The 22431-nt window shown below is 43.3% G+C and carries 19 protein-coding genes and 1 riboswitch; of the genes, 2 read left to right on the plus strand and 17 right to left on the minus strand.

Annotated features, from left to right (window positions below; translation table 11 throughout):
• The first annotated feature begins 402 nt into the window (after nt 1–402).
• A complete protein-coding gene (locus ACZ449_RS16230; protein ID WP_464257104.1) occupies nt 403–1185 on the plus strand; it encodes a transposase in 783 nt (260 codons plus the stop codon).
• Between the two features lie 145 nt (nt 1186–1330).
• Here the strand turns inward: ACZ449_RS16230 and rocF are convergent, their stop codons facing one another.
• The 11 genes from rocF to ACZ449_RS16285 all read right to left on the minus strand — a co-directional run bounded on the left by rocF (nt 1331) and on the right by ACZ449_RS16285 (nt 14763).
• Nucleotides 1331–2242 carry an arginase gene (gene rocF / locus ACZ449_RS16235; protein WP_464257105.1) on the minus strand — a complete coding sequence of 304 codons (912 nt, stop codon included), beginning with the start codon at nt 2240–2242 and terminating at the stop codon, nt 1331–1333.
• 869 nt (nt 2243–3111) lie between these two features.
• Nucleotides 3112–3792, minus strand: a complete 681-nt coding sequence (locus ACZ449_RS16240) for a response regulator (RefSeq protein ID WP_464257106.1) — start codon at nt 3790–3792, stop codon at nt 3112–3114.
• Nucleotides 3782–6526, minus strand: a complete 2745-nt coding sequence (locus ACZ449_RS16245; protein WP_464257107.1) for an ATP-binding protein — start codon at nt 6524–6526, stop codon at nt 3782–3784. Before ACZ449_RS16245 ends, ACZ449_RS16240 begins: the two co-directional genes overlap by 11 nt.
• A 513-nt stretch (nt 6527–7039) precedes the next feature.
• Complete coding sequence (locus ACZ449_RS16250) at nt 7040–7447, minus strand: CBS domain-containing protein (RefSeq protein ID WP_464257108.1); 408 nt, start codon at nt 7445–7447, stop codon at nt 7040–7042.
• 190 nt (nt 7448–7637) lie between these two features.
• Entirely contained in the window at nt 7638–9662 is a 2025-nt protein-coding gene (locus ACZ449_RS16255) for a DUF4118 domain-containing protein (RefSeq protein ID WP_464257109.1), read from the minus strand.
• Between the two features lie 59 nt (nt 9663–9721).
• Nucleotides 9722–10297, minus strand: coding sequence for a potassium-transporting ATPase subunit KdpC (gene kdpC, locus ACZ449_RS16260; protein WP_464257110.1), 576 nt, complete (start codon nt 10295–10297; stop codon nt 9722–9724).
• Nucleotides 10282–10413 (minus strand): hypothetical protein, encoded by a 132-nt coding sequence (locus tag ACZ449_RS16265; protein WP_464257111.1) that lies wholly within the window; start codon nt 10411–10413, stop codon nt 10282–10284. Before ACZ449_RS16265 ends, kdpC begins: the two co-directional genes overlap by 16 nt.
• A gap of 25 nt (nt 10414–10438) precedes the next feature.
• Nucleotides 10439–12463 (minus strand): potassium-transporting ATPase subunit KdpB, encoded by a 2025-nt coding sequence (kdpB, locus tag ACZ449_RS16270; RefSeq protein ID WP_464257112.1) that lies wholly within the window; start codon nt 12461–12463, stop codon nt 10439–10441.
• Nucleotides 12464–12475: 12 nt separating this feature from the next.
• On the minus strand, nt 12476–14182 hold the full coding sequence (gene kdpA, locus ACZ449_RS16275) for a potassium-transporting ATPase subunit KdpA (protein WP_464257113.1): 1707 nt from the start codon (nt 14180–14182) through the stop codon (nt 12476–12478).
• 1 nt (nt 14183) lies between these two features.
• Nucleotides 14184–14270, minus strand: coding sequence for a K(+)-transporting ATPase subunit F (gene kdpF / locus ACZ449_RS16280; RefSeq protein WP_094606971.1), 87 nt, complete (start codon nt 14268–14270; stop codon nt 14184–14186).
• A gap of 187 nt (nt 14271–14457) precedes the next feature.
• A complete protein-coding gene (locus ACZ449_RS16285) occupies nt 14458–14763 on the minus strand; it encodes a helix-turn-helix transcriptional regulator (RefSeq protein WP_464257114.1) in 306 nt (101 codons plus the stop codon).
• Between the two features lie 1042 nt (nt 14764–15805).
• On the opposite strand from ACZ449_RS16285, the gene ACZ449_RS16290 reads away from it, so the two are divergent.
• A complete protein-coding gene (locus ACZ449_RS16290) occupies nt 15806–16753 on the plus strand; it encodes a P1 family peptidase (RefSeq protein WP_464257115.1) in 948 nt (315 codons plus the stop codon).
• A gap of 147 nt (nt 16754–16900) precedes the next feature.
• Here ACZ449_RS16290 and ACZ449_RS16295 read toward each other — a convergent pair whose 3' ends face one another.
• From ACZ449_RS16295 to panC, 6 genes are all read right to left on the minus strand, one after another.
• Nucleotides 16901–18616, minus strand: a complete 1716-nt coding sequence (locus ACZ449_RS16295) for a methyl-accepting chemotaxis protein (RefSeq protein WP_464257116.1) — start codon at nt 18614–18616, stop codon at nt 16901–16903.
• Entirely contained in the window at nt 18603–18758 is a 156-nt protein-coding gene (locus ACZ449_RS16300; protein ID WP_464257117.1) for a hypothetical protein, read from the minus strand. Before ACZ449_RS16300 ends, ACZ449_RS16295 begins: the two co-directional genes overlap by 14 nt.
• 65 nt (nt 18759–18823) lie before the next feature.
• A riboswitch (cyclic di-GMP riboswitch) is annotated at nt 18824–18910 on the minus strand.
• Nucleotides 18911–19017: 107 nt separating this feature from the next.
• Nucleotides 19018–19500, minus strand: a complete 483-nt coding sequence (locus ACZ449_RS16305) for a TetR/AcrR family transcriptional regulator (protein WP_464257118.1) — start codon at nt 19498–19500, stop codon at nt 19018–19020.
• A gap of 256 nt (nt 19501–19756) precedes the next feature.
• Nucleotides 19757–20938 (minus strand): diguanylate cyclase, encoded by a 1182-nt coding sequence (locus tag ACZ449_RS16310; protein WP_464257119.1) that lies wholly within the window; start codon nt 20936–20938, stop codon nt 19757–19759.
• A gap of 161 nt (nt 20939–21099) precedes the next feature.
• Nucleotides 21100–21483 carry an aspartate 1-decarboxylase gene (gene panD, locus ACZ449_RS16315; protein ID WP_464257120.1) on the minus strand — a complete coding sequence of 128 codons (384 nt, stop codon included), beginning with the start codon at nt 21481–21483 and terminating at the stop codon, nt 21100–21102.
• Complete coding sequence (gene panC / locus ACZ449_RS16320) at nt 21465–22334, minus strand: pantoate--beta-alanine ligase (protein ID WP_464257121.1); 870 nt, start codon at nt 22332–22334, stop codon at nt 21465–21467. Before panC ends, panD begins: the two co-directional genes overlap by 19 nt.
• Nucleotides 22335–22431 lie beyond the last annotated feature (97 nt).

Raw genomic sequence — 22431 nt, forward strand, 5'->3', positions numbered from 1 at the left:
CTTTCTAATCAAGTAGCCAGTCAGGCAAATAAGGACTGTACTGTTGCGTCAGCCTATTATTTCACGGAATCATAAGTACCGTCAGAGTGTGCGAAAACTATTTTTCCCATTTTGTATTCCCCACTTTAGTACAATAAAAGTCATATTTAAGACATAATATAATCAAAAATGCTTAGTAAAATAGAGATCACCCTCCACTTTTAACTAAGTTTTCTTAGAAGTGATGACTTTTCGCACAGCCTGCCGTCCAATGTCATAAAGCTTAACTGTAACAAATAGGTAATTGATTGAAAACCAGAAAAATTTTGAGAAATCGTAAAAACACTTGACTTTTTAGAAGTATCCCAATAATCGAGGTGAATACCCCTTTTAGGGTATATCCTCTCATTGTTGGGTGATATAATGATGTTAAAAAAATTTATGACTTCTCTTGAAATAGCCAAAGAGCAAATTAATGATTCTCTTTTTATGCTCACCAACCGTACCAAAAGCACATATTTTACAAAAAATACTGCTAAAATGAATTTTAAGGATGCAATATATTTCATTTTAAAAGGATTAAGAAAAACGCTACAAATTGAAATAGATGATTGGTTTGAATTTTTAGGCGGGGAAAATACTATGACAAAACAAGCCTTTTCGCAACTGAGACAAAAAATTAAACCAGATGCGTTTATACAGCTGAATGAAAAATATATAAATTGGTTTTACAGCGATGGTGACTTTAATAAGTATAAGGGTTATCGATTGCTTTCGATTGACGGCAGCATTACTGAAATTCCAAATACAGTTAATAACAGAGAACATTTCGGATATTATCATAACCAAAGCGATAGGCAGCAAGCAAGGGCGATGGTATGTGTAATATATGATATAGAAAATGATATCATACTTGAATCTGATATCCGCACATGGAAAGCTGCCGAAAGAGATGTAGCAAAATATCTTATTGAAAGACTTGAACTTAAAGGCTTTCAAAATGACCTGTTTTTATTTGATCGGGGTTATCCATCAAAAGATATGTTTGATTTTTTAGAAAGCAAAGAGGATACAGCGGGACGGTTCTTTTGTATCCTATACTTTATCTATCACATCAATATGATTTATGGTTCGATTCAACCCAACTCATTTCCATATACCATTCTTATTTACCATAAAAATACAAAATCCTGCAAACTTATATAATTTGCAGGATTAATACCCATCATTTCATGTTTTATTTTTAGAGTCCCTTTGCTTCCCTCCGACTTTCGGTAGATACGGATGGAAGAAACAAGGGGCAGTGATAATGTTTTAATAGTTTATCATATATGCCAAAACCATTAAACTGCTACAAAACCCTTTCTCCTAATAACGATCCCATAAGGGCTACCGCCACTTTAGCGGTCTGATTCCTATCATCTAATATGGTATTCACTTCCACGAACTCGGCGCTGGTAACAATATTAGCCGCAGAAATAAGTTCCATGGCTAAATGGCTTTCACGGTATGTTAATCCGCCAAGTACCGGTGTACCAACGCCCGGTGCGTGTAAGGGGTCGATGACATCCATATCGAAACTCACATGAACACCATCAGTGCCATTAGCTACTATCTTAATAGCCGCTTCCATTACCTTAGCCATGCCCATTATGTCGATTTCATGCATGGTATACACGACAACACCAAGTTCTTTAAGTAATATCTTCTCCCCTGGGTCCAAATCCCTAATACCAATCATTACAAACTTCCCCGGTTCAAGTTTTGCAGCCTGGCCGCCGACTCCGGTCAACCGATCATGACCCCGGCCTAAGCACACCGCCACCGGCATTCCGTGAATATTGCCGGACGGCGAAGTTACAGCAGTATTAATATCGCCGTGGGCGTCGAACCAGAGAACACCCAACTTTTTTTTATGCTGTAGCACACCGGAGATGGTACCAATAGCAATGCTGTGGTCACCGCCAAGAATCAGGGGAAAACGGGCTTTTGCCATTTCCTCAGCTACCATGCGGCAAAGCTCAGTGTTAACTCTTTCAATTTCATCCAGATATTTTAGACTCGTTCCGTCCACATAGCAGGAATCTGGCCTATTAGCCGCAATATCTCCCTTATCGTCAATTTCATAACCGAGTGCCTGGAGTTTTTCACCCACTTTTGCGTAACGGATAGCACTAGGCCCCATATCTACGCCCCGGCGATCCGCACCTAGATCTAACGGTACTCCGATAATAGAAATGCGATTATTAATAGTTGGATTCATATAGAGAACCCCCTTAAACATATCCCTTATCTTCTTACTCATAATCAAGTATAGTCTCAAATAAAACTTTGATTCGGCAAATTAGTAGCCAAAACTAGGTTACTGATTTTCCCCTAATTTAATACGAAATTAAATAAACTACACCCCAGAGAATGCCTGTTACGGCTCGCTATGGGGTATTGTCATTGTTTCTACAATATTTCGTTGGAAGTAATCTGTACTGAAAAGTCACCTTTACTTGTATGCTTAATGTCGGATTCCAAGCATAAAGCCTGGGAGGCAACTGAGTCAACCGTAAGAAAACCGCTAGCGCGGCCTTTTAATCTTCAGCCAAAAAATAGTAATGCTATCGTCCACGATACCGTTATTCCTTTGCGTACTTTGAATACTTTGCGGTAACAATCCTTAAAATGGGATGGGATGGGCTTTTGGCTAGTTCTTTGGATTTGCACACATCAGATATTTGGTCAATCGAATACAAGGTGAAGGCCTTTTACTTTTGTCATTGCCACAAAAGTAACAAAAGGTCTAGCCCCTAAGCCTCCAAAAGCTGAAAAGCCGGGCGGTATTCCTAAAATCCGTAAACTCGCTACGCTCAGACAGTACGGATTTTTTTACGGAATACCGCCCGGCTTTTCTCCTGCGGAACGCTTTTTCCGGCAAAGGCCAGGGGGTTACGGAGTTCCGAGGGGTGCCAGACGTATACATACGGGCCACCTGTGCTGGGTTTTGTACTTGACAACCCTTGTTTTATTATATCTTTCCCGCTTTATCCATTCGATCAACGAAAAGCAAAATATATGTCCCTTTGCTTCCTTTTTGCTTCTTCTTGGCATTATTATTAATAAGCATTACAAAATCAAACATTATTAATAATCCATTAACCGATAGCCAACACCTGATTCAGTAATGATATACTTTGGCCTGATAGGATTATCCTCAATTTTGCGCCGCAATTGATTAATATACACCCTAATATAATGGTTATCATCGCAATAATTGTTTCCCCATACGGCTGTAAATAACTGTCGGTGGGTTATCACTTTCCCCACATTCTGTGCTAAAACTTTCATAATTTCATATTCAGTCGGTGTCAGCTTTACTTCCTTACCGCCTACAAGGATGTGTCTCTTGGCAAGATCAACCGTTAACTCACCACATACTACTACAGGTTTATCATCAACACGTGTCGTTCTTCTAATAAATACTCTTATTCGAGCCATAAGCTCTTCAACCCCAAAAGGTTTAGTAACATAATCATCGGCACCTGCATCAAGCGCGTCGACTTTTTCTTTTTCCTGCTCACGTGCCGTAAGGACAATAATCGGCACCTGCGACCATTCGCGAATTTGGTTAATTACCTTTTTGCCGTCCATATCAGGCAACCCCAAATCCAGCAAAATAATATCAGGCTTAAATATTACAGCACGTTGAATGGCTTCCTGCCCATTCGTGGCTTCATCCGTATCATAATCACCAACTCTAAGAGAAACCTTTAAGAATTTTCTAATCTGTGGTTCATCATCAACGACTAAAATTTTAATGCCCATTAAAAATACCGCCTTCCTGATCCATTAGCATTTTATCCTGTTCATGAAGTGGAATATAGAAATGAATAATCGCACCTCCGTCTTTGCGATTTTCAGACCAAATTTTTCCGTTATGTGCTTCTATAATGCTTCGGCAAATCGATAATCCTAAGCCGATACCGTTAATATTGCTCTCAATTTGTTTTGCCCGATAAAACTTATCAAAAATATGTGATAAATCGGCAGTCGGTATACCAATACCCCTATCAGCAATGGAAACCTGAACTCTGTTTTTATCTGTTACAATTGATATTTCCACCGGACTGTTGGATGGTGAATATTTTAAAGCATTATCAAGCAAATTCACCATAACTTGTTCTAATAACCGGCTATCACCACGAACAATGGGAACATCAGATGGAATATTGAATTGGATTGGCCGTTCTTTTATCTGATCTTCAAGCTGCCGCAAAGCTACACCGATAATATCCTGCAAGTCACACCAATCATTTTTCAGTCGGAAAGTTCCTCCCTCTAACCTTGCAGTATCTAATAAGTTTGCCACGACCCGCACCATTCGTTTTGCTCCGTCGATTATGTTATCCCATAACTCATTTTTTTCTTCATAAGAACAATGCTGAGCCGCGTCTCTAAGAGTTAACGCTGACCCGATAATAGATGACAACGGGGTTCGCAATTCATGAGAGACTGAATTTAACAAAGTGCTCTTAAGTTTATCAGATTCCAGCAGCAAAGCTGCTTCACGGGCTTTTTCTGTCAATTGTACTCTCTCAATGGCAATCGCCGCTAAACCGGCCCAAGCTTCCATGAGGCGGCGCTGCTCAGGAGTAATAAGTTTTTCGATAATTTTTATCCCCAACACTCCGACAATGCGTTCCTGTGTAAACAGTGGTAAATATAGATATTCAGCACTTGGCAGAGTTTCGGCAGAGTGTCCGGCAGCTTCGCAGTGCGTAAATACCCAAGCCGCCACAGCCGCCTCCGAGCTATCGGCAATCGGATGACCTGTATCTTGCTCCAATACTGTTCCTGCCTCATGTTCCGCGCATACCATAAGCTGATTATGTTCATCAGGCAATAATACCATGACTCGACGTCCCAAGGTGTCTGCTGCCTGAATCGCAAAACTGTGCGTAATAGTCTCTAAATCAACTACCGCAGCAATTTCTTTACTAAAACTATATAATGAACGAATACTACGTTCCCGTTGGCGTGCCAAAGCGGCCTCTTCTCTTAAAAATTCAGTACGTCCGCCAATAACAAAAGCAACAATCAAAAACGTGATAAAACTCCAAATATAACGCAAATCATATACAGTAAAGGCAAATATTGGCGGCACAAACAAAAAATCAAATAAAATCATACTGCTCAAAGCCGTAAAATAAGAAGGCCAACGCCCCCACCAAAATGCACTTAACGTTACAGGCAGCTGATAAAGCAGGGCAATATTGATAATTTCTATCAAATCTTTAAAAAACCAGCCGAAACTACTAATAGCCATTGTCATGCCAAAACTCATCAGATAATATTGCCATTTCCCATGAACAGATGCTACTTCTGTATTGATGTGTGTATTTCGGTTCTGCTGCTCTTTTTGTGCTTGAATAACGTATACATTAATACCGCCGCTATACCGAATCAACTTATTGACAACCGAGTCATGCACCATATCCCATAAACGACTATGTTGAGGCTTGCCAATCACAATGGCTGTAACATTATTGTTTCTGGCAACATCTAACAGTTCATGCAGCAAATCTCGGCCTGCTATACTGATCGTTTTAGCACCAAGCTCTTCAGCTAAGCGCATGTTGCGTGCCACGCGGTCGCGCTGGCGTTCCTTTTCCTTTTGAGAAAACCTATCATTGGTTTCAATATGAACTGCCAGCCATTCGGCCTGCAGACCAGCTGCCAGCCTGCAGGCCGCCCGAATAAGCTGAGCAGAAAAAGGACTTGCGCCAACACATACCATGACCTTGCCCGAAGCCGGCCAAGGGCCATCAATCTTGTGTTCGCGCATATATTCACTCAAATCACTGTCTACTCTCCTGGCCATAAACCGCAAGGCCATTTCGCGCAACGCATTAATATTGCCTTGCCGGAAAAAATTTTGTAGCGCTTGTTCTGCCTGTCCGGCAATATACACCTTGCCTTCCTGCAAACGCTTAATTAAGTCTTGCGGCGATATGTCAATTAATTGAACATTATCCGCCTGTTCCACAACATAATCAGGAACCGTTTCCCGAACAATAATACCGGTAATCTGGGCAACGACATCATTCAGACTTTCGATATGCTGAATGTTAAGAGTCGTATATACATTGATACCGGCCTTCAAAAGTTCCTCAACATCCTGAAATCTACGCACATGGCGTGACTCCTGGATGTTGGTATGTGCCAATTCATCAACCAGGACAATATCAGGCCTTCGAGCAAGAATAGCATCAATATCCATTTCCTGCATTGTCTTGCCTCGATAGGTAATCAACTTAGGCAAGATGACAGGCAACCCGGAAACCAAGCCTTCTGTCTCCTTCCTCCCATGGGTCTCCACCCAACCGATGACAACATCGATCCCCTCACGCAAACGTTCATGGGCAGTCTCCAGCATGGTGTAGGTTTTTCCCACACCAGCCGAAGCGCCTAAAAATACAGTAAGCTTTCCCTTTTCGCTTCTTGATATTTTTTGCAGAAGCATATCAGGATCAGCACGATTCTCCGGTTTCATAAACATATAATTTTCCTCCATTAGTTGCAACGTACAGTGTTAGTATAGCTCTTACCTCTATCAAAAAGGTGTCTAAGATTCTAAACTACCTGTAAAGATATTGTCAAAATGAACAAAAATATTATAAAAAAAGTGCGTTGAAATAAAATCAACGCGCTTTTTTTAATGCAACTACGTGCCTACATGAATTAATATTTACACATCTATAATAACAAGCAAAGATACAAATCATCCCAATCCGATATTATTTGAATCCAATTAATCTTGGCCACAAAAGTAAACCCAGACAAAAGCCTAAACCAAAAACGAATAATATCACACCCGTTAGATCTAAAGCATCCATACCTTTTACCTTCTTTCTCCAAAATGAAACTAATACTCCCCCCGACTCATTGCATTAACTTTGAGGTAATGATAACATACAATCCCGTAAATAATGGGTAAATTTACTTATGCATTGTGTCAGTATTCCGTCAAAATGATTAGCTTAGTCAGGCTAAAACACACTTGTAATTGCGATCAGCCTTTTGGAGGTAGCTTGGTATAATACTCTATAATCTCTCGGCGGCGAATAATTCCGATAAAAATTTCATTGTCATCCACCACCGGAACAAAGTTTTGAGCGATAACTAAAGAAAGAAGATCTTCCAATTCGGCATTAATATGCACCGGAGTATTAGTCATCCTCCATGGTATGTCTTTAATCTTGATCTTCTCGGTACCAGCAAAAGTCAAGTCCGGTGTATTTTTCATTTTCCACAATAAATCTCCTTCAGTAAGTGTCCCAGAGTATTTGCCATGTTTATCAAGAATCGGAACAGCCGTATAGCGGTGGTATTCCATCCTCTCAAGAGCTTGTCTCATGGTGCAATCAAGCGGCAAATAAACAACTTTTGCTTTTGGAATAAGAAAAAACGCGATATTCACGAAAAATACTCCTCTTATATCTTTTTGAGCTAATTAGTTGAAGTTACGGATAATATACTGCATCCAGTTTGTAGTTTTGTGTGCGAAACATAATTTTTAGTAACCTACACAAAAATGGATCGTCCTCAATGACAAGAATCCGAAGGTGATTACTCGGCATATTACATCACCTACTTTAATTTGAAAATAATTATTTCGTTTGGATACACTTACCTTGAGCTGATAGCGCACGCTCTACAGCGATGGCAGCAAGCCCCGTCCAAGCGTCCACAAGTCGACGTTCTTCAGGTGTCAGCTTATTCTCTCCAACATAGATACTAAGTACGCCTACTATATCGTCACGCGTTTTCAATGGAATATATAAATATTCAGTGCCCGAAAGCGTTTCAGTGGACCTCCCTGCTACCTTCCCATGCTGATAGGACCAGGTTGCAACGACATTTTCTGTCAAATCTACAAGGGCATGTGGTTCTTTAGCTTCCGGTTGACTGCCTTCCGGAAGGGGCAGCTTATATTCCGCCCATACTTTCAGTCTCCCATTTTCATCGGGTAACAGAACCGCAATGGCCCGGTTGATAACCCCGCCAGCTTGCGTGACAATTCCCTGAGTTATTGTTTTCAAGTCAGTGATTGCGGCAATTTCCCGGCTGAAATGATAAAGAGCACGGGTACTTCTTTCCCTGACCCGGGCCGCTGCCGCCTCCATTCTCAAATGATCTGTCCGACCACCGATGACGTAGGCTACAAACAGAAAAGTGGCAAAACTCCATAAGTACCCTACATCATTGACTTCAAAATGCAATAACGGAGTTATGAATAGGTAATCAAATACCATAACGCTACAAAGAGCGGTAAGATAAGATGGCCACCTACCCCACCAGAAGGCGCTGAGCATGACCGGCAATTGATACAAAAGAGCAATATTAGTAATTTCCATTTGGGACTTTATATTGACTAATAAACTAAAGCCTGTTACAACTGCCATAAGTAATAACCCACCACCGAAACGAAGCCATGAAGTGGGGCGAACAGCGGCGCCCGTTTTAATTGTGGTGGCCGCCTGTTCTGTCTCTGCTTCACCACGAATAACATAGACGTTAATCCCACCACTAAGGCGAATTATTTTGTCCACAGCTGAGCCGTGAATCAGTTCCCACCAGCGGCTATGCCTTGGCTTACCAATTACAATCGTCGATACGTTCTGACTGCAGGCAACTTCCAATACTTCTGTAGTCAAGTTTTTGCCCACAACGGTAAGAGTTTTAGCCCCTAGTTCCTCGGCCAATCGCATATTTCGAACCAATCGATCTCTTTCCTTATCACTCATCGGCAGTTGGCGAACCGTTTCAACATGAACAGCCAACCAGTCGGCCTGCAGTCCTCCAGCCAACCGACTGGCGGCCCGGATCAATTGGGCAGAAAATGGACTTGCGCTCACACAGACCATGACCCGCCCCGAAACGGGCCACGGACCGGAAATGCTGTGTTCACGCATATATTCGTTTAAGTCCTTATCCACCCGTGCAGCGGTAAAACGTAAGGATAGTTCCCGCAGAGCACTGATATTCCCCTGCCTAAAGAATTTTTGCAGAGCCTGTTCCGCTTGCCCAGGAATATACACCTTTCCTTCTTTGAGTCGCTTGATTAAGTCTTCCGGTGGGATATCGATCAGTTTCACGGAATCAGCATGATCGATAATATGGTCCGGGACTGTCTCCCTGATAATGACCCCGGTAATCTGCGCCACGACATCGTTCAAGCTTTCAATATGCTGGATATTCAATGTTGTATAAACATTGATACCGACTCTCAGAAGCTCCTCGACATCCTGGAACCGCCGCACATGGCGGGAGCCGGGAATATTGGTATGGGCAAGTTCATCGACTAGAACCAATTCTGGTTTCCGTGCAATAATGGCGTCAATATCCATTTCGTTTAGGGTCTTATCTCGATATTCGATGCCTTTAGGCTCAATACGGGGAAGGCCAAGTACCAGGCTCTCCGTCTCCCGGCGACCGTGGGTCTCAATCCAGCCAACAACTACATCAATACCTTCTTGCAGACGATCATGTGCCGCCTCCAGCATGGCGTAGGTTTTACCCACCCCTGCCGCAGCACCGAGAAACACCGTTAGTTTGCCGTGTTCAGCTTTATTGATTTTGTCCAGTAAAGCATCTGGATCAGGCCGACTTGGATTTTTGATGCTTGATGGCATTTTGAACTCCCCCAAACGAAACCTTCATTTACGTTTTTATATTACTAGGCATTTTTTACTTATTTTAAGCTATCAAGCGCCATGTTTAATGCCAGTACATTAACCCTTGGTTCTCCAAACAGCGCTAGTTGCCGGCCTGAAATAGTTTTATCCACTAAACTGTATACTTCCTTGGCCGATAACCCACGGGCTTCAGCAACGCGCTCAACCTGGAGATAGGCCGCCTCTGGGGAAATATCGGGATCTAGTCCGCTCGCTGATGCCGTTACCAGATCAGCAGGTATAGCAGCATTATCATCAAGACTGTTTTCTTCGCGTGCTTTGTTCACGTTGTCAGCAACCGTATCAATTAGTTTCTTATTGGTGGGACCAAGATTGGAACCAGACGACCCTGCGGCGTCATAACCATCCTTGCCGGCTGATGACGGTCTCCCATGAAAGTAACCCGGTTGCGTAAAATTTTGTCCGATTAGTTTGGAACCAACAACCTGCCCTTGGCTCTCAACCAACGATCCCTTTGCCTGAGACGGAAAAATTGTTTTGGCTACCCCAACCATAGTTAGCGGATACACTAAGCCAGTAATAACTGTTAAAACAAGCAGCATTCTGAATGAATTTACTATTTGGCGCCACATTGACCTTCAGCTCCCTCTTGGATGTTATCCGGGCTACTCCCATCCTGAATTGTTGCTACAATATCTATCCATTTACCGCCAACAATCCAGTTGAATGATTTTATCGAATTACCCATAATTCTGTTACCTCCCTACTCCATGTTAAACAAGCCCCAATGCGACGATTATTACATCAATTATTTTAATGCCGATGAACGGTACTATTAATCCTCCGACACCGTAAATTAAAATGTTTCTGCGAAGAATGACTTCAGCTCCCATTGGCCTGTATTTAACACCACGAAGTGCCAACGGAATGAGCGCAACAATGATCAGCGCATTAAAGATAACAGCGCTAAGTATCGCACTCTCAGGAGTTGCCAAATGCATGATGTTAAGAACATTCATTGCTGGGTAAGTACCTGCAAACATGGCCGGTATAATCGCGAAATATTTAGCAACATCATTGGCGATACTGAACGTTGTAAGCGAGCCGCGAGTCATGAGTAACTGCTTACCGATTTCAACAATTTCGATAAGCTTCGTCGGATTACTGTCAAGATCCACCATGTTGCCGGCTTCTTTTGCCGCCTGAGTACCGCTGTTCATCGCTACACCTACATCAGCCTGAGCAAGAGCAGGTGCATCGTTGGTGCCGTCACCTGTCATAGCAACCAGCATGCCTTTTTCCTGATAGTCGCGGATTAGACGAAGTTTAGCCTCTGGAGTTGCCTCTGCTAAAAAGTCGTCTACCCCCGCCTCAGCGGCTATAGCGGCGGCAGTCAAAGGATTATCCCCTGTTATCATAACTGTCTTAATGCCCATCTGCCTAAGCTCATGGAATCGCTCCTTGATACCGCCTTTAACGATATCCTTCAGATAGATAGTGCCTAGGGCTTTAGCCCCTTGAGCAACAATCAACGGCGTCCCACCGGCTTTAGCAATATGCTCGGCAGCAGCTTTCACTGCATCAGGAAACTGGCCGCCTTGTTCTACTATATATTTTTGAATAGCATCAATAGCGCCTTTACGAACTTGATTTCCCTTGATATTAACGCCGCTCATCCTAGTTTGGGCAGTAAACGGCACAAACTCGGCTTCAAGCGTGGTTAGCTCCCGCTCACGGATGTTATATTTTTCTTTAGCCAGCACGACAACACTACGTCCTTCAGGGGTTTCATCCGCCAAGGATGACAGTTGCGCTGCATCTGCCAGTTCGCTTTCGCTTACACCTGGTGCGGGGATAAACTCTGTTGCCATTCTGTTTCCGAGAGTAATGGTGCCAGTCTTATCAAGTAACAGGGCATTAACGTCGCCGGCGGCCTCTACCGCCCGACCGGACATTGCCAACACGTTACGTTTTAGGAGGCGGTCCATACCTGCAATGCCTATGGAACTCAGTAACCCGCCGATCGTTGTCGGGATGAGGCAAACCAGCAATGATATCAAAGTAATCACTGAGATTAGAGTCCCTGAGTAAACGGCAAAGGGTTCAATCGTTGTCACGGCTACCAAAAATACAATGGTCAGACCAACAAGCAATATAGTAAGCGCGATTTCATTAGGCGTCTTCTGGCGTTTCGCACCTTCCACCAGCGAAATCATCCGATCAAGGAAAGTTTCACCGGGATTAGCCGTAATCCTGACCTTAATCCAATCAGACAGAACCCTGGTGCCACCAGTTACCGACGACCTATCGCCGCCGGATTCACGGATGACAGGAGCAGATTCACCAGTTACGGCACTCTCATCCACCGATGCCATTCCTTCGACAACCTCGCCGTCACCGGGAATAAATTCTCCCGCATTGATTAAAACTATGTCGCCTTTACGAAGTTCGGTAGCATCGGTCTGGATAGTACCGTTACCGGTCACTTTATTCGCTTTGGTCTTGGAACGGGCCGTCTTCAAGGATTGGGCCTGGGCTTTACCCCGGCCTTCAGCCACCGCTTCAGCAAAATTGGCGAATAATACAGTGAACCATAACCAAAGAGTTATCTGCAAAGAAAAAGCTATTGGCTCACCAATAAAATAGTCACGGACAGTCAGCCAAGTGGTTAATAGAGCACCAATATAGACAATAAACATGACCGGATTACGGAACTGTGTCTTTGGATTAAGCTTATTAAGAGCGTCCCGGATTGCTTGCACTAAAATATCTTTATTGAAACTACTGCGTTCATTCATTTCCTTCACTCCTTAAAAGGTAGTGCCCTGTAGCATTAATAAGTGTTCGACAATGGGTCCCAACGCCAACGCTGGCAAAAAGGTCAGTGCACTGACCACCAGTACAATGATCGCTAACAGCACTACGAACAACCAACCCGTGGTCGGGAATGTGCCAGGGCCAGGCGGTGATATTTTCTTTTCTGCCATACTGCCGGCAATTGCCAGCACTGGGATGATAACGCCGAACCTGCCGAGTAGCATCGCCATGGCAAGCAAAAGATCGTAAAACAAAGTATTGACCGTGAGTCCGGCAAAAGCACTACCGTTATTACCGGCAGCGGAAGCGAAAGCATAAAGCATTTCACTCAGGCCGTGGGGACCTGGGTTGGCAATACCTGCCAGTCCAGCCTCTGTCACCGATGCGATGGCACTGCCGATAAGGATTGTAACAGCCGGAACCAGGATAGCGATTGTAGCCATTTTCATTTCCCGGGAATCTATCTTTTTCCCTAGATATTCGGGTGTCCGCCCCACCATTAACCCGACAATAAATACGGTAAGCACTACAAAGATAAGCATGCCATAGAAACCAGCGCCAACACCACCGAAGACAACTTCACCAAGCATCATTTGCAGCATCGGCACCAAACCACCCAGCGGCGTAAAGCTGTCATGCATCGCATTTACCGCTCCACATGATGCAGCAGTGGTTACGGTTGCAAACAGCGAAGTCCCGCCGATACCAAAGCGGACTTCCTTACCTTCCATGGCAGATGGTCCACTAATGCCGTTGGCCGCTACCAGGGGATTGCCAGCTAGTTCACTGGCATAGTTAAGTGTCAGCATCATGAGGAACAAGAGTGTCATCGCTGCCAGTATCGCATAACCCTGACGCCGGTCTCTGACCATATGCCCGAAGGTAAATGCTAAACCGGCAGGAATTAAAAAGATACTGAGAGCCTCAAGAAAGTTAGTAAGCGGGGTAGGGTTCTCGAAGGGATGTGCCGAGTTGGCATTAAAAAAGCCGCCGCCATTTGTTCCCAGCATTTTAATTGCCTCTTGTGAAGCAACCGGCCCCACCGCTATCTTTTGTTCTGCTCCCTCGAGAGTCTGCGCACTCACATAGGATGACAACGTTTGCGGTACGCCTTGCTGGACAAGCACCACTGAAAACAAAATCGATATCGGAAGCAAAATATAGATAACACTGCGGGTAAGATCGACCCAGAAGTTACCGATAAGCTGCGTTGTTTTGCGAGTAAGACCTCTGATAAAGGCTATTGCCACTGCAAGGCCTGTAGCTGCAGACAAGAAATTCTGCACAGTCAGTGCGGCCATCTGGGTAAAATAGCTCATCGTCGTCTCGCCGCCGTAAGCCTGCCAGTTCGTGTTGGTCATAAAACTGACTGCTGTATTGAAAGCTAAGTGCCACGGCGCTACCGCATCTAAATTTTCAGGATTAAACGGTAGTTTATCTTGCAGAATCTGGATGATAAATACCAGTGCCATACCCAGAAGATTAAACCAGATAACTGCACTCGCATATCGCTTCCAGTTCATTTCTGTTGAATCATCAACACCTGTTAAGCGATACAGTAATTTTTCTAGTGGTTGAAAGATTGGGTCAAAGACAGTTTTTTCGAGATTAAATACTTTGGCCATGTATCGGCCAAGTGGCCAAGCCAGGCCAAAAAGAATTACAAAAAACAGACCAAATAGCATCAGGTCGCTTGCCATTTTAAAATTCCTCCGGTTTCATCAAAGCATAAATGAGATAAATCAGTAATAGAAATGTTATTCCCCCTGCCAACCATAGGTCGGTCATGCTAGCGCCTCCTTGATTTACTTTTTATAATGCAGCAACAAGCTTATTGTACCCCAAACCTCCGTCAGGATGCTGTCTGGGAAGTCTTTAAAGGTGTCAATATTCTGTCAGGATATTGGGAATAAGCACGTAAATCATTGGGATATCAAGCATATTTACTATACTGTCTTATAAGTTTATCTGGCCATCATTTAATATTTATTGGCTTTGAGCAATGCAGCTTCTCGATTACCCGGATCATATTCCCGCCCATATTACGTACAATCATCATTTGATTTGAAGCTTCATCATAAGCAAGACGGTATCCGCGAGTAATTTCCTCTGTTCTCACATGAAACACGTCTGCCAATCGCTGCAGTATCTGCAATCCTGGCTTCCAGATGTTATGCTCGTAATTTCGAATTGCTATCAGGCTTACGCCAACGTTCTCAGCCAGTTCCTCCTGACTCATGTTATGTTCAATTCGCAGGATGCGAATGGTATCGCTTATCACGACGATCCCCCCTTCTTTCAGCTTAATTTATTACCGGCAGTATAAAACCTTAGCCACGTTAAGACATAAATTGGATTACACTATCGCCTGCCAAACCAAAGTGACGGAATTCCTTTTGCAGAGCGATGTGAAAGTATCCGTCTTTGTCCGCTGAGATCAATCCTGCTAATTTATATTCCCTTCACTTCTAAATTTGAGTTGCTCCTCATGTATATACAATACTACTAAAGTCCGTAAATACGGGGACAAAAATGTAGTCAGTTACGTACAGATTCTGTCAATATTGAGCTCTCAGCCAAGAGAAGCTACGAACGCTGTCAACTAAAAACAAAACTGACACCATATGAAAAACGGTGTCAGTATACGTAAGGTTAAGCAATCCTACGAGTAGGGTTTTTAATTTACCTTCCCAAACCCGGGTTCACTTCAAAGGGTAGGGGGGCGTTTCTTATTGCCGGATTAAATCCTTACGCAAAAATCATCATAATTTACATGCATCAAGGGGTGTTAACCGCGTGTGCAAAAAAGCACTTGAATAGACCTCTTGATCGAGTTCCTAATACCCCCCGCACCGGATTTGAGACAAATATTTGTGTTAATTCAGATGGGCCATATTTTCAGGTAAATGCATTAAATACTTGTGGCGAAGTCATTGGTATATCCTGGATTGTTTGTGTGTGTGAATGCCAACGTTAAAATCCTCAATAACGGCCACTTTAAACTTCCCCACTTTCGGCAGAAACTCTCTCCTTGGAGAAGAGAATATGCTAAAGAGTGGGGGTTTTATTTAATCAAGATATGAACCAAAGAGGTGTGAATAACACAAAAAATTATAATTTACTTGCCAAATCACATTTTTGTTTCGGTTTACATATTATGATATTGAATAGGAAAGAGGTTTGAATGCCCCATTGCAAAGAACCCGGACTGATTGGATGTATCGTTTTATGTTGTGACCATTGCAGTCGAAATTGGGGATACGCTTGACAACATAGAAAAAAGCCTTATTGTCTTAAATCTTTAACGATAAGGGTGAGATAAAATGAGTATGAAAAAATACCACAAAATGAAAGCAGCCACCATGGGTGGCCTTACTGATGTTCCCGGCATCCTGGTAGGAAACGCTATGAATAGAGACGGCCGCTCGGGATGCACGGTCATTCTCTGCCCGAATGGGGCAATCCCCGGCGTATCCGTTAGCGGAGGCGACCCCGGTACCCAGAATACCGATAACATCCGCCCTGGCACTGCAGATAATCCTATATATGGCGTCCTCCTCACAGGGGGCAGTGTCTTTGGGCTGCCGGCAACGGGCGGGGTGATGCGCTGGCTCGTTGAGCGAGGGATCGACGATGTACCCATTGTACCTGCGGCGGTCATCTACGACCTCCCCTTCGCCATGGGCTCCCCTCCGCCTGATGCAGCTCTTGCCTACGCCGCCTGCCAGTCTGCAAATGCGGGTCCCGTGCCGGAAGGAAATGTGGGTGCCGGAGCGGGAGCAACGGCGGGGAAAATCTACGGAAGGCCGATGAAGTCCGGACTTGGCACAGCCTCCCTTTGCATTCCCGGCGGTCCCGTGGTGGCAGCCTTGGCGGTGGTCAATCCCGTCGGAGACGTATGGTGTGGTGGGCGTATCGTCGTTGGAGCGCTAAATCCTGACGGAACCTTTGTTAACCAGACCCAAGCGATGTTGGCTGGTGTACCGGTACCGAAGTCCCGCCAGACCAGGAACACCACAATCGCACTAGTAGCTACCACCGCTCGACTGACCAAGGCACAGGCTAACCGGGTGGCAATGCTCGCCGAAGATGGAATGGCCCGAGCAATCTCCCCCAATCACACTCAATGGGACGGTGACACAATTTTCTGCCTCGCCTTGGGTTCACACACCAGTAACCTAACGAGCGACGAGCTCGTTACGCTGGTGGGTACAGCCGCTGCTGTGGTACTGGAGGAGGCCATTATCCGGGGAGCACTGGCGGCGCAATAATAGGGATATACACACCAAATAGGGCCTGAATCTGTGATAGTTGTTCCTCACCAAATGTTTCCATCACCGCAAAAATAATATCCCAGAAACCTTGCTTTTAAAGGTTTCTGGGAATTTTTAAATTGCTTTATTTCATCAACTATCCCTCTAAACTTGAAACTTATTGACTGCGTCCCGTAAATCCATGGCAAGATGGGCTAAAGCTTGGCTGGAGGCAGCTATTTCCTCCATCGATGCGGATTGTTCTTCCGTAGCGGCTGAGACGCTTTGTGCTTCGCTGGAAGCTTTTTTACTCAACTCATCAATTTGTTGTACTGAGCTAACAATTTGCTGACTGCCAATTGCCATTTTATCTACGGCCATAGACATATCCTTGACCTGGTCAGATACTTGTGTTACTAACTTAGTAATCTCATGAAAAGCCCGACCTGAAGCATTGACTATCTCTGCTCCCATTTTAACTTCCTGAGAACCTTCCCCCATGGCGATAACCGCTTTATCGGTATCGCCTTGTATTTCTCCGATAAGTGTAGCAATTTGCTTGGCAGCATCCTGTGATTGCTCAGCCAACTTACGTACCTCTTCTGCTACCACGGCAAAGCCGCGTCCCTGCTCCCCAGCCCGTGCTGCTTCAATGGCGGCATTCAAGGCCAGAAGGTTGGTTTGACCAGCAATACCGGCAATCGTATCTACAATCTGGCCTATTTCTTTAGACCGTTCACCTAGTTTAGCCACTATCCCGGCAGAGCTCGTAACCGTTTGTTCAATGTGTGCCATTTGCTGTACCGCTTTATCTGCTGCAATATTACCTTCATTAGCCTTTTTAGCGGCTAAAGCCGATTGTCCAGACACGTCGCTGGCGTTAGCAGCAACTTGCTGAATACTTGCCGACATCTGTCGTATGACTGCCGAAGCGTCTCCGGTTATACTCAACTGTTCTCCCATGCCTTGCGCCACATCTACAATGGAGCCAGCTACCTGGGTGGCCGCCTGGGCCGATTGGTCAGCGCTAGCTGTCAGCTCCTCAGAGGCTGCAGCCACCTGCTCAACAGACACGTCAATCTTCTTCATCAGCGTTCGGACATTGCTACGCATAGCTACCAAAGCATCTGCCACTTTTCCGATTTCATCTGTCCTGTTAACCCGGCGCGGCTTATCACGAAAATCACCATTAGCAAGTTCATCACAAACTAAGCTCAACTCATTTAGCGGTTGGGTTATGATTTTTGTTATGTACCAGCCGCTCAGACCCAATACAAGAAAGGCCAACAACAGAGTTCCCAAAGTAATTTGGTTAGCATTTTTAAAAGCGGCTTGGTTATCCTCGTTCATTTTTTGGGATAATTCTGTATAATAATCGCTAAACTCGCGCATTAGATCAATATACTCTGCCGCCTGCTTATCCAAATTAGCAACATATAGGGCATATGCTTCGGCATTTTTATTTTGCAGAGCTAAACTAATAACTTGCTCCCTTGCATCACGGTACTTTCCTCTGGCCGTGTTCACTTTGTTCAACAAATCCTTGGCTTTAACATCTAGATGAATTTTTTCAATCTCTGTCAGATTAGCAGCGGCTCGTTTACCGGTATCCTCTAAGATTGCTTTAAGTTGATTTTTTTTATTCTCATCCGTAGTAAGCATCAATTCCATGATCGCCGCATTAGCTCTGGCAATAAGCATGCGATTTTCATTTAAATCCCGGACAGGGATTAGCCGGTCCTTGTACATAGTATTTATTGTTGTATTCGATTGTTGAAGATAATAATACCCTGTACAACCGATAACACCTAATGCAAAAAAAGCGATAAAAATTAAAACCCCTAATTTGTACTTTACTTTCATGTTGTTAAAAAAAGTCATATTCTTTACTCCTTACACTTTTTCCATATCTATTTTTATCAAATACTATCAACATTTCGAGTTCTTTCAAGATTTCCGGAAGTTCCTTAATTAATTCCTCCAATTCTTCTTTTGTCAATTCAAACTCTTGCTTATCTAGCATCCCCCCCTCCTATGAGTTAATAAAAACAAGACTGCCAGGAGCATCGCGAAAATCGTACAATTCTCTGATGCAACCTGGCAGTCATTGATAATAATACCTTTAGACCCACGGCTTTGCGTCCTTATTTTTCAATAAGTTTGCCTTTGATAAAATAGTTATTCAATTGAATGTATACCCCATAAGTTAGTCCAGTACTGCAAGATACGGTCCTTTTCGCTTTGTAAACTCCACGAAAAATCTGCAAGGGACCATTTGTTCATTACAAATAAATGGTTGCTATGTAACTCTGTGCAGACGTTTTAAGATCTAAATCGGTTCTGAAAACCCCTTCCGCAATTCCATCCTGAAGTGTCTCCATAATAAAAGCCTCATATTTCTCAAGGTGAGTTTTCGCAATTTGTTTTAAGGTACTATCTCCCAAATGAAATTGATCAGAAAAAGCTAGCCGAGATATTCCTTTTGTTTTTTCATTAAAACTCAAATGGATATTAAGTAGTTCATCTAATCTCACTAAGGCTGGTAAATGCTGCGTTTTTACAGCTTCAAACTCTTGCATTAATTCTAGGAGCAAAAAAGAAACCGTTTGCCCAATAATGTCTTGTTTGCTTTTAAAGTGACGATATACAACTGTCTCAGAAGTACCAGCACATTGAGCTATTTGGGCTGTTTTAAGTCCGGTGATGCCTTTATCAATTATAAGTTCGATAGTCGCATTAATAACTGCCGCTTCGATATCTTTCATTTAGTTTAAATTCACCACTTTATCGATAGTGAGTACTTACTTTACATATAATTATACGCCAATGACAAAATTCCTTTTATTTCATCATTTTTTTTATATTTACACAACCGATATTTTTCTTCTGCACGAAGCATTTCCTTCATCATCCATAATCCAGTATTATTCATCATCTGAGCCCCAAAAAGAACCGTGCGGCCACTCTTATTCTTTAGATGCCCCACGCTGGCCCATAGGCGCCTTGGGTTAAATTTACAAACTATGATTTGACCATAAAACAAACATTTTTATACGGACTAAACACTAAGGATTTATTGCGCCCGGTTCGTTTAACAGAATATAAAGCGGCATCAGCCATTCGAATCAAATCATCTTTATCCATTACAGCCCCTGAAAAACAGGCAATTCCAATGGAAATCGTAACCTTTCTTTTGGGCATTTTTTCACGACCATAAAAGGAATTTTGTTCAATTCTCACTCGTATTCTTTCGGCAATTTTGAGTGCCTCGTACGAAGAACAATCAGGTAAAATAATGGCAAATTCCTCACCGCCATAGCGAGCAGCAATATCATTTGGACGAATACTATCTAGAAATATTTTTGCTACTTCTTTTAATAAGGCATCACCCGCTTGATGTCCAAGATTATCATTGTATTCTTTGAAATAATCCAAATCAAGCAATAGTAAAGAAAGATGTCTTTTATTTGTTCGCGCACTCTCTAAGGCTTGGGATAATTCTTGTTGAAATCTATTATGATTATAAAGCCCCGTCATGCCATCTGTATCCGCTTTTATACGAAGTGCTTGATAATTCTGTTGGCGGTTAATAATGGTTTTTATGGCATGATCATAAGCAATAGCCGCCAGCGAATTACAAACTAATAAAGCAAAGGTAATCTTAAGATAATTATCTAAGTTGGCAAAAGGAGAAAAGTAGACAAAAACATTAAAATATTGCGCAATTAGTGCAAAAAACATTGTTGATGTTAATGTGCAAGCCACACTTGCCATAATTAACCCTATTGTGCGATTCCTTACTTGTTTTACAATATAATATGCCAGCGGACCACCTAGTAAGGCCACGGGCAACCAAGAGATCCAGCCTAAGCCTCCGAACATTAAGCGATATGCAATTGTCATAGTGCCAACCAAAAATGAATTTAATGGCCCTAAATAGGCACTTGCCAATGTGATAATAGCTATTCTGAGGTCAACAACAACGTCAGGAATTTGGATAAAGCGAATAGGTATTAACATTGATACTAACGCAAGTACACTAAAGAAAATTACTCCCTTACTATGTATTTTTCGAGCGCTATATTTTAAAGAACCTTGCGTTACCATCGGCATGAATAAAGAAATAAATGTATACATGATAGCTAAGTTTTGTAATAATTCATACACGATAGGAAAAAGATTAATATCATTAAATGAAATCATTGTTTTCGCTCCTAAATATATATGTAAACCAAACCACTAGTACATATATAATCGTACAAAATGAAGTTCTTCATTAGCGAAAATTAGCGAAAACTATCATTTTTACACAGCAAATCTTCTTTAGAAAGAATAAGCACATCACCGGACTTACCCTATTTCTGCTAGGCACTTTCCCCATGAACCTCAGCGTTGCGCACTTCCACAATTTGATTATTGCCGTCCACCAGTACAACAGTCGGCCGGAAGGCAACCACTTCTTGTTCTGTCATCATAGCATAAGCAATAATAATCACCTTATCACCAGGCTGAACCAGACGGGCAGCAGCTCCGTTAAGACAGATGACTCCCGAATTTCGTGGGCCTCTAATTACATAGGTTTCCAGACGGCTACCATTATTATTATTGACTACTTGAACCTTTTCATTAGGCAAAATGTTTGCCGCCTCCAATAAGGCTTCATCAATAGTAATGCTGCCCATATAGTTGAGATTGGCTTCGGTTACGGTAGCGCAGTGAATTTTGCCTTTTAACGATGTGAACAGCATGCTGCAGCCTCCAAAATAGTATTGTCAATTAAGCGAGTCCTGCCAAATTTAACGGCCAGGGCCAGTAAAGCTTTCTCGTCAAGCTGTTGGATAGGTTCAAGGCCAGGAAACCTGTATATTTCCACATAGTCAATGCTGGCTAATTTTTGAGCGTTAATCTCGTCCACTACCAATTGACGGATCTGCGCGAGGTCGCGTTGCCCAGAGTTTACGGCTTGTTCAGCCAATCGTAAGCTGCGCGACAACACCAGCGCCGCTTCCCGTTCTTGACTGCTTAAATAGGCGTTGCGTGAACTTAAGGCCAAGCCATCGGCAGCTCGGACGATAGGAACTATTTCAATAGCTGTACTCAAATTTAAATCCTCAACCATGCGCTTAATTACAACCACCTGTTGCGCATCCTTCTGACCGAAAAAAGCCTTGTCAGGCTGAATAATATTAAGCAATTTGCTAACAATGGTCGCAACACCACGAAAGTGCCCGGGCCGGGACAGACCACATAATTTATCGGTAATACTGCCATCGACATTGACGAATGTGACATAGCCTTCTGGATACATTTCGGCCGCCGCAGGATGAAAGACTATATCAATACCAGCATTAGCGGCTTTGGTGCAGTCATTGGCAAAATCGCGTGGATACTTGCTAAAATCCTCGTTGGGACCGAATTGCGCAGGATTGACAAAGATGCTGGTTATTGCTACATCACACATTGACTTAGCACGACGCAGTAACTCTAGATGCCCGTCATGCAGGGCGCCCATTGTTGGTACAAGTCCGATGCTTTTCCCCTGCCGTTTAGCTTGGCTTACCAGTTGGCGCATAGCTTCGACTGTTGTTATTACTTCCAAGGTGTATTCTCCTCTCTAATGTAACTTATCAAACTCCAGACCGACATCCCTAAAGCTGCACTACGCTCTGGGAACGCTTATATTATGTACTTTGGTT

The organism is Desulfosporomusa polytropa, from assembly GCF_055380075.1.

Coding starts and splice junctions, on each gene's coding strand:
- ACZ449_RS16230 (WP_464257104.1), top strand. CDS start 403: ATGATGTTAAAAAAATTTATGACTTCTCTTGAAATAGCCAAAGAGCAA.
- rocF (WP_464257105.1), bottom strand. CDS start 2,242: ATGAATCCAACTATTAATAATCGCATTTCTATTATCGGAGTACCGTTA.
- ACZ449_RS16240 (WP_464257106.1), bottom strand. CDS start 3,792: ATGGGCATTAAAATTTTAGTCGTTGATGATGAACCACAGATTAGAAAA.
- ACZ449_RS16245 (WP_464257107.1), bottom strand. CDS start 6,526: ATGTTTATGAAACCGGAGAATCGTGCTGATCCTGATATGCTTCTGCAA.
- ACZ449_RS16255 (WP_464257109.1), bottom strand. CDS start 9,662: ATGCCATCAAGCATCAAAAATCCAAGTCGGCCTGATCCAGATGCTTTA.
- kdpC (WP_464257110.1), bottom strand. CDS start 10,297: ATGTGGCGCCAAATAGTAAATTCATTCAGAATGCTGCTTGTTTTAACA.
- ACZ449_RS16265 (WP_464257111.1), bottom strand. CDS start 10,413: ATGGGTAATTCGATAAAATCATTCAACTGGATTGTTGGCGGTAAATGG.
- kdpB (WP_464257112.1), bottom strand. CDS start 12,463: ATGAATGAACGCAGTAGTTTCAATAAAGATATTTTAGTGCAAGCAATC.
- kdpA (WP_464257113.1), bottom strand. CDS start 14,182: ATGGCAAGCGACCTGATGCTATTTGGTCTGTTTTTTGTAATTCTTTTT.
- kdpF (WP_094606971.1), bottom strand. CDS start 14,270: ATGACCGACCTATGGTTGGCAGGGGGAATAACATTTCTATTACTGATT.
- ACZ449_RS16290 (WP_464257115.1), top strand. CDS start 15,806: ATGAGTATGAAAAAATACCACAAAATGAAAGCAGCCACCATGGGTGGC.
- ACZ449_RS16295 (WP_464257116.1), bottom strand. CDS start 18,616: ATGACTTTTTTTAACAACATGAAAGTAAAGTACAAATTAGGGGTTTTA.
- ACZ449_RS16300 (WP_464257117.1), bottom strand. CDS start 18,758: ATGCTAGATAAGCAAGAGTTTGAATTGACAAAAGAAGAATTGGAGGAA.
- ACZ449_RS16305 (WP_464257118.1), bottom strand. CDS start 19,500: ATGAAAGATATCGAAGCGGCAGTTATTAATGCGACTATCGAACTTATA.
- ACZ449_RS16310 (WP_464257119.1), bottom strand. CDS start 20,938: ATGATTTCATTTAATGATATTAATCTTTTTCCTATCGTGTATGAATTA.
- panD (WP_464257120.1), bottom strand. CDS start 21,483: ATGCTGTTCACATCGTTAAAAGGCAAAATTCACTGCGCTACCGTAACC.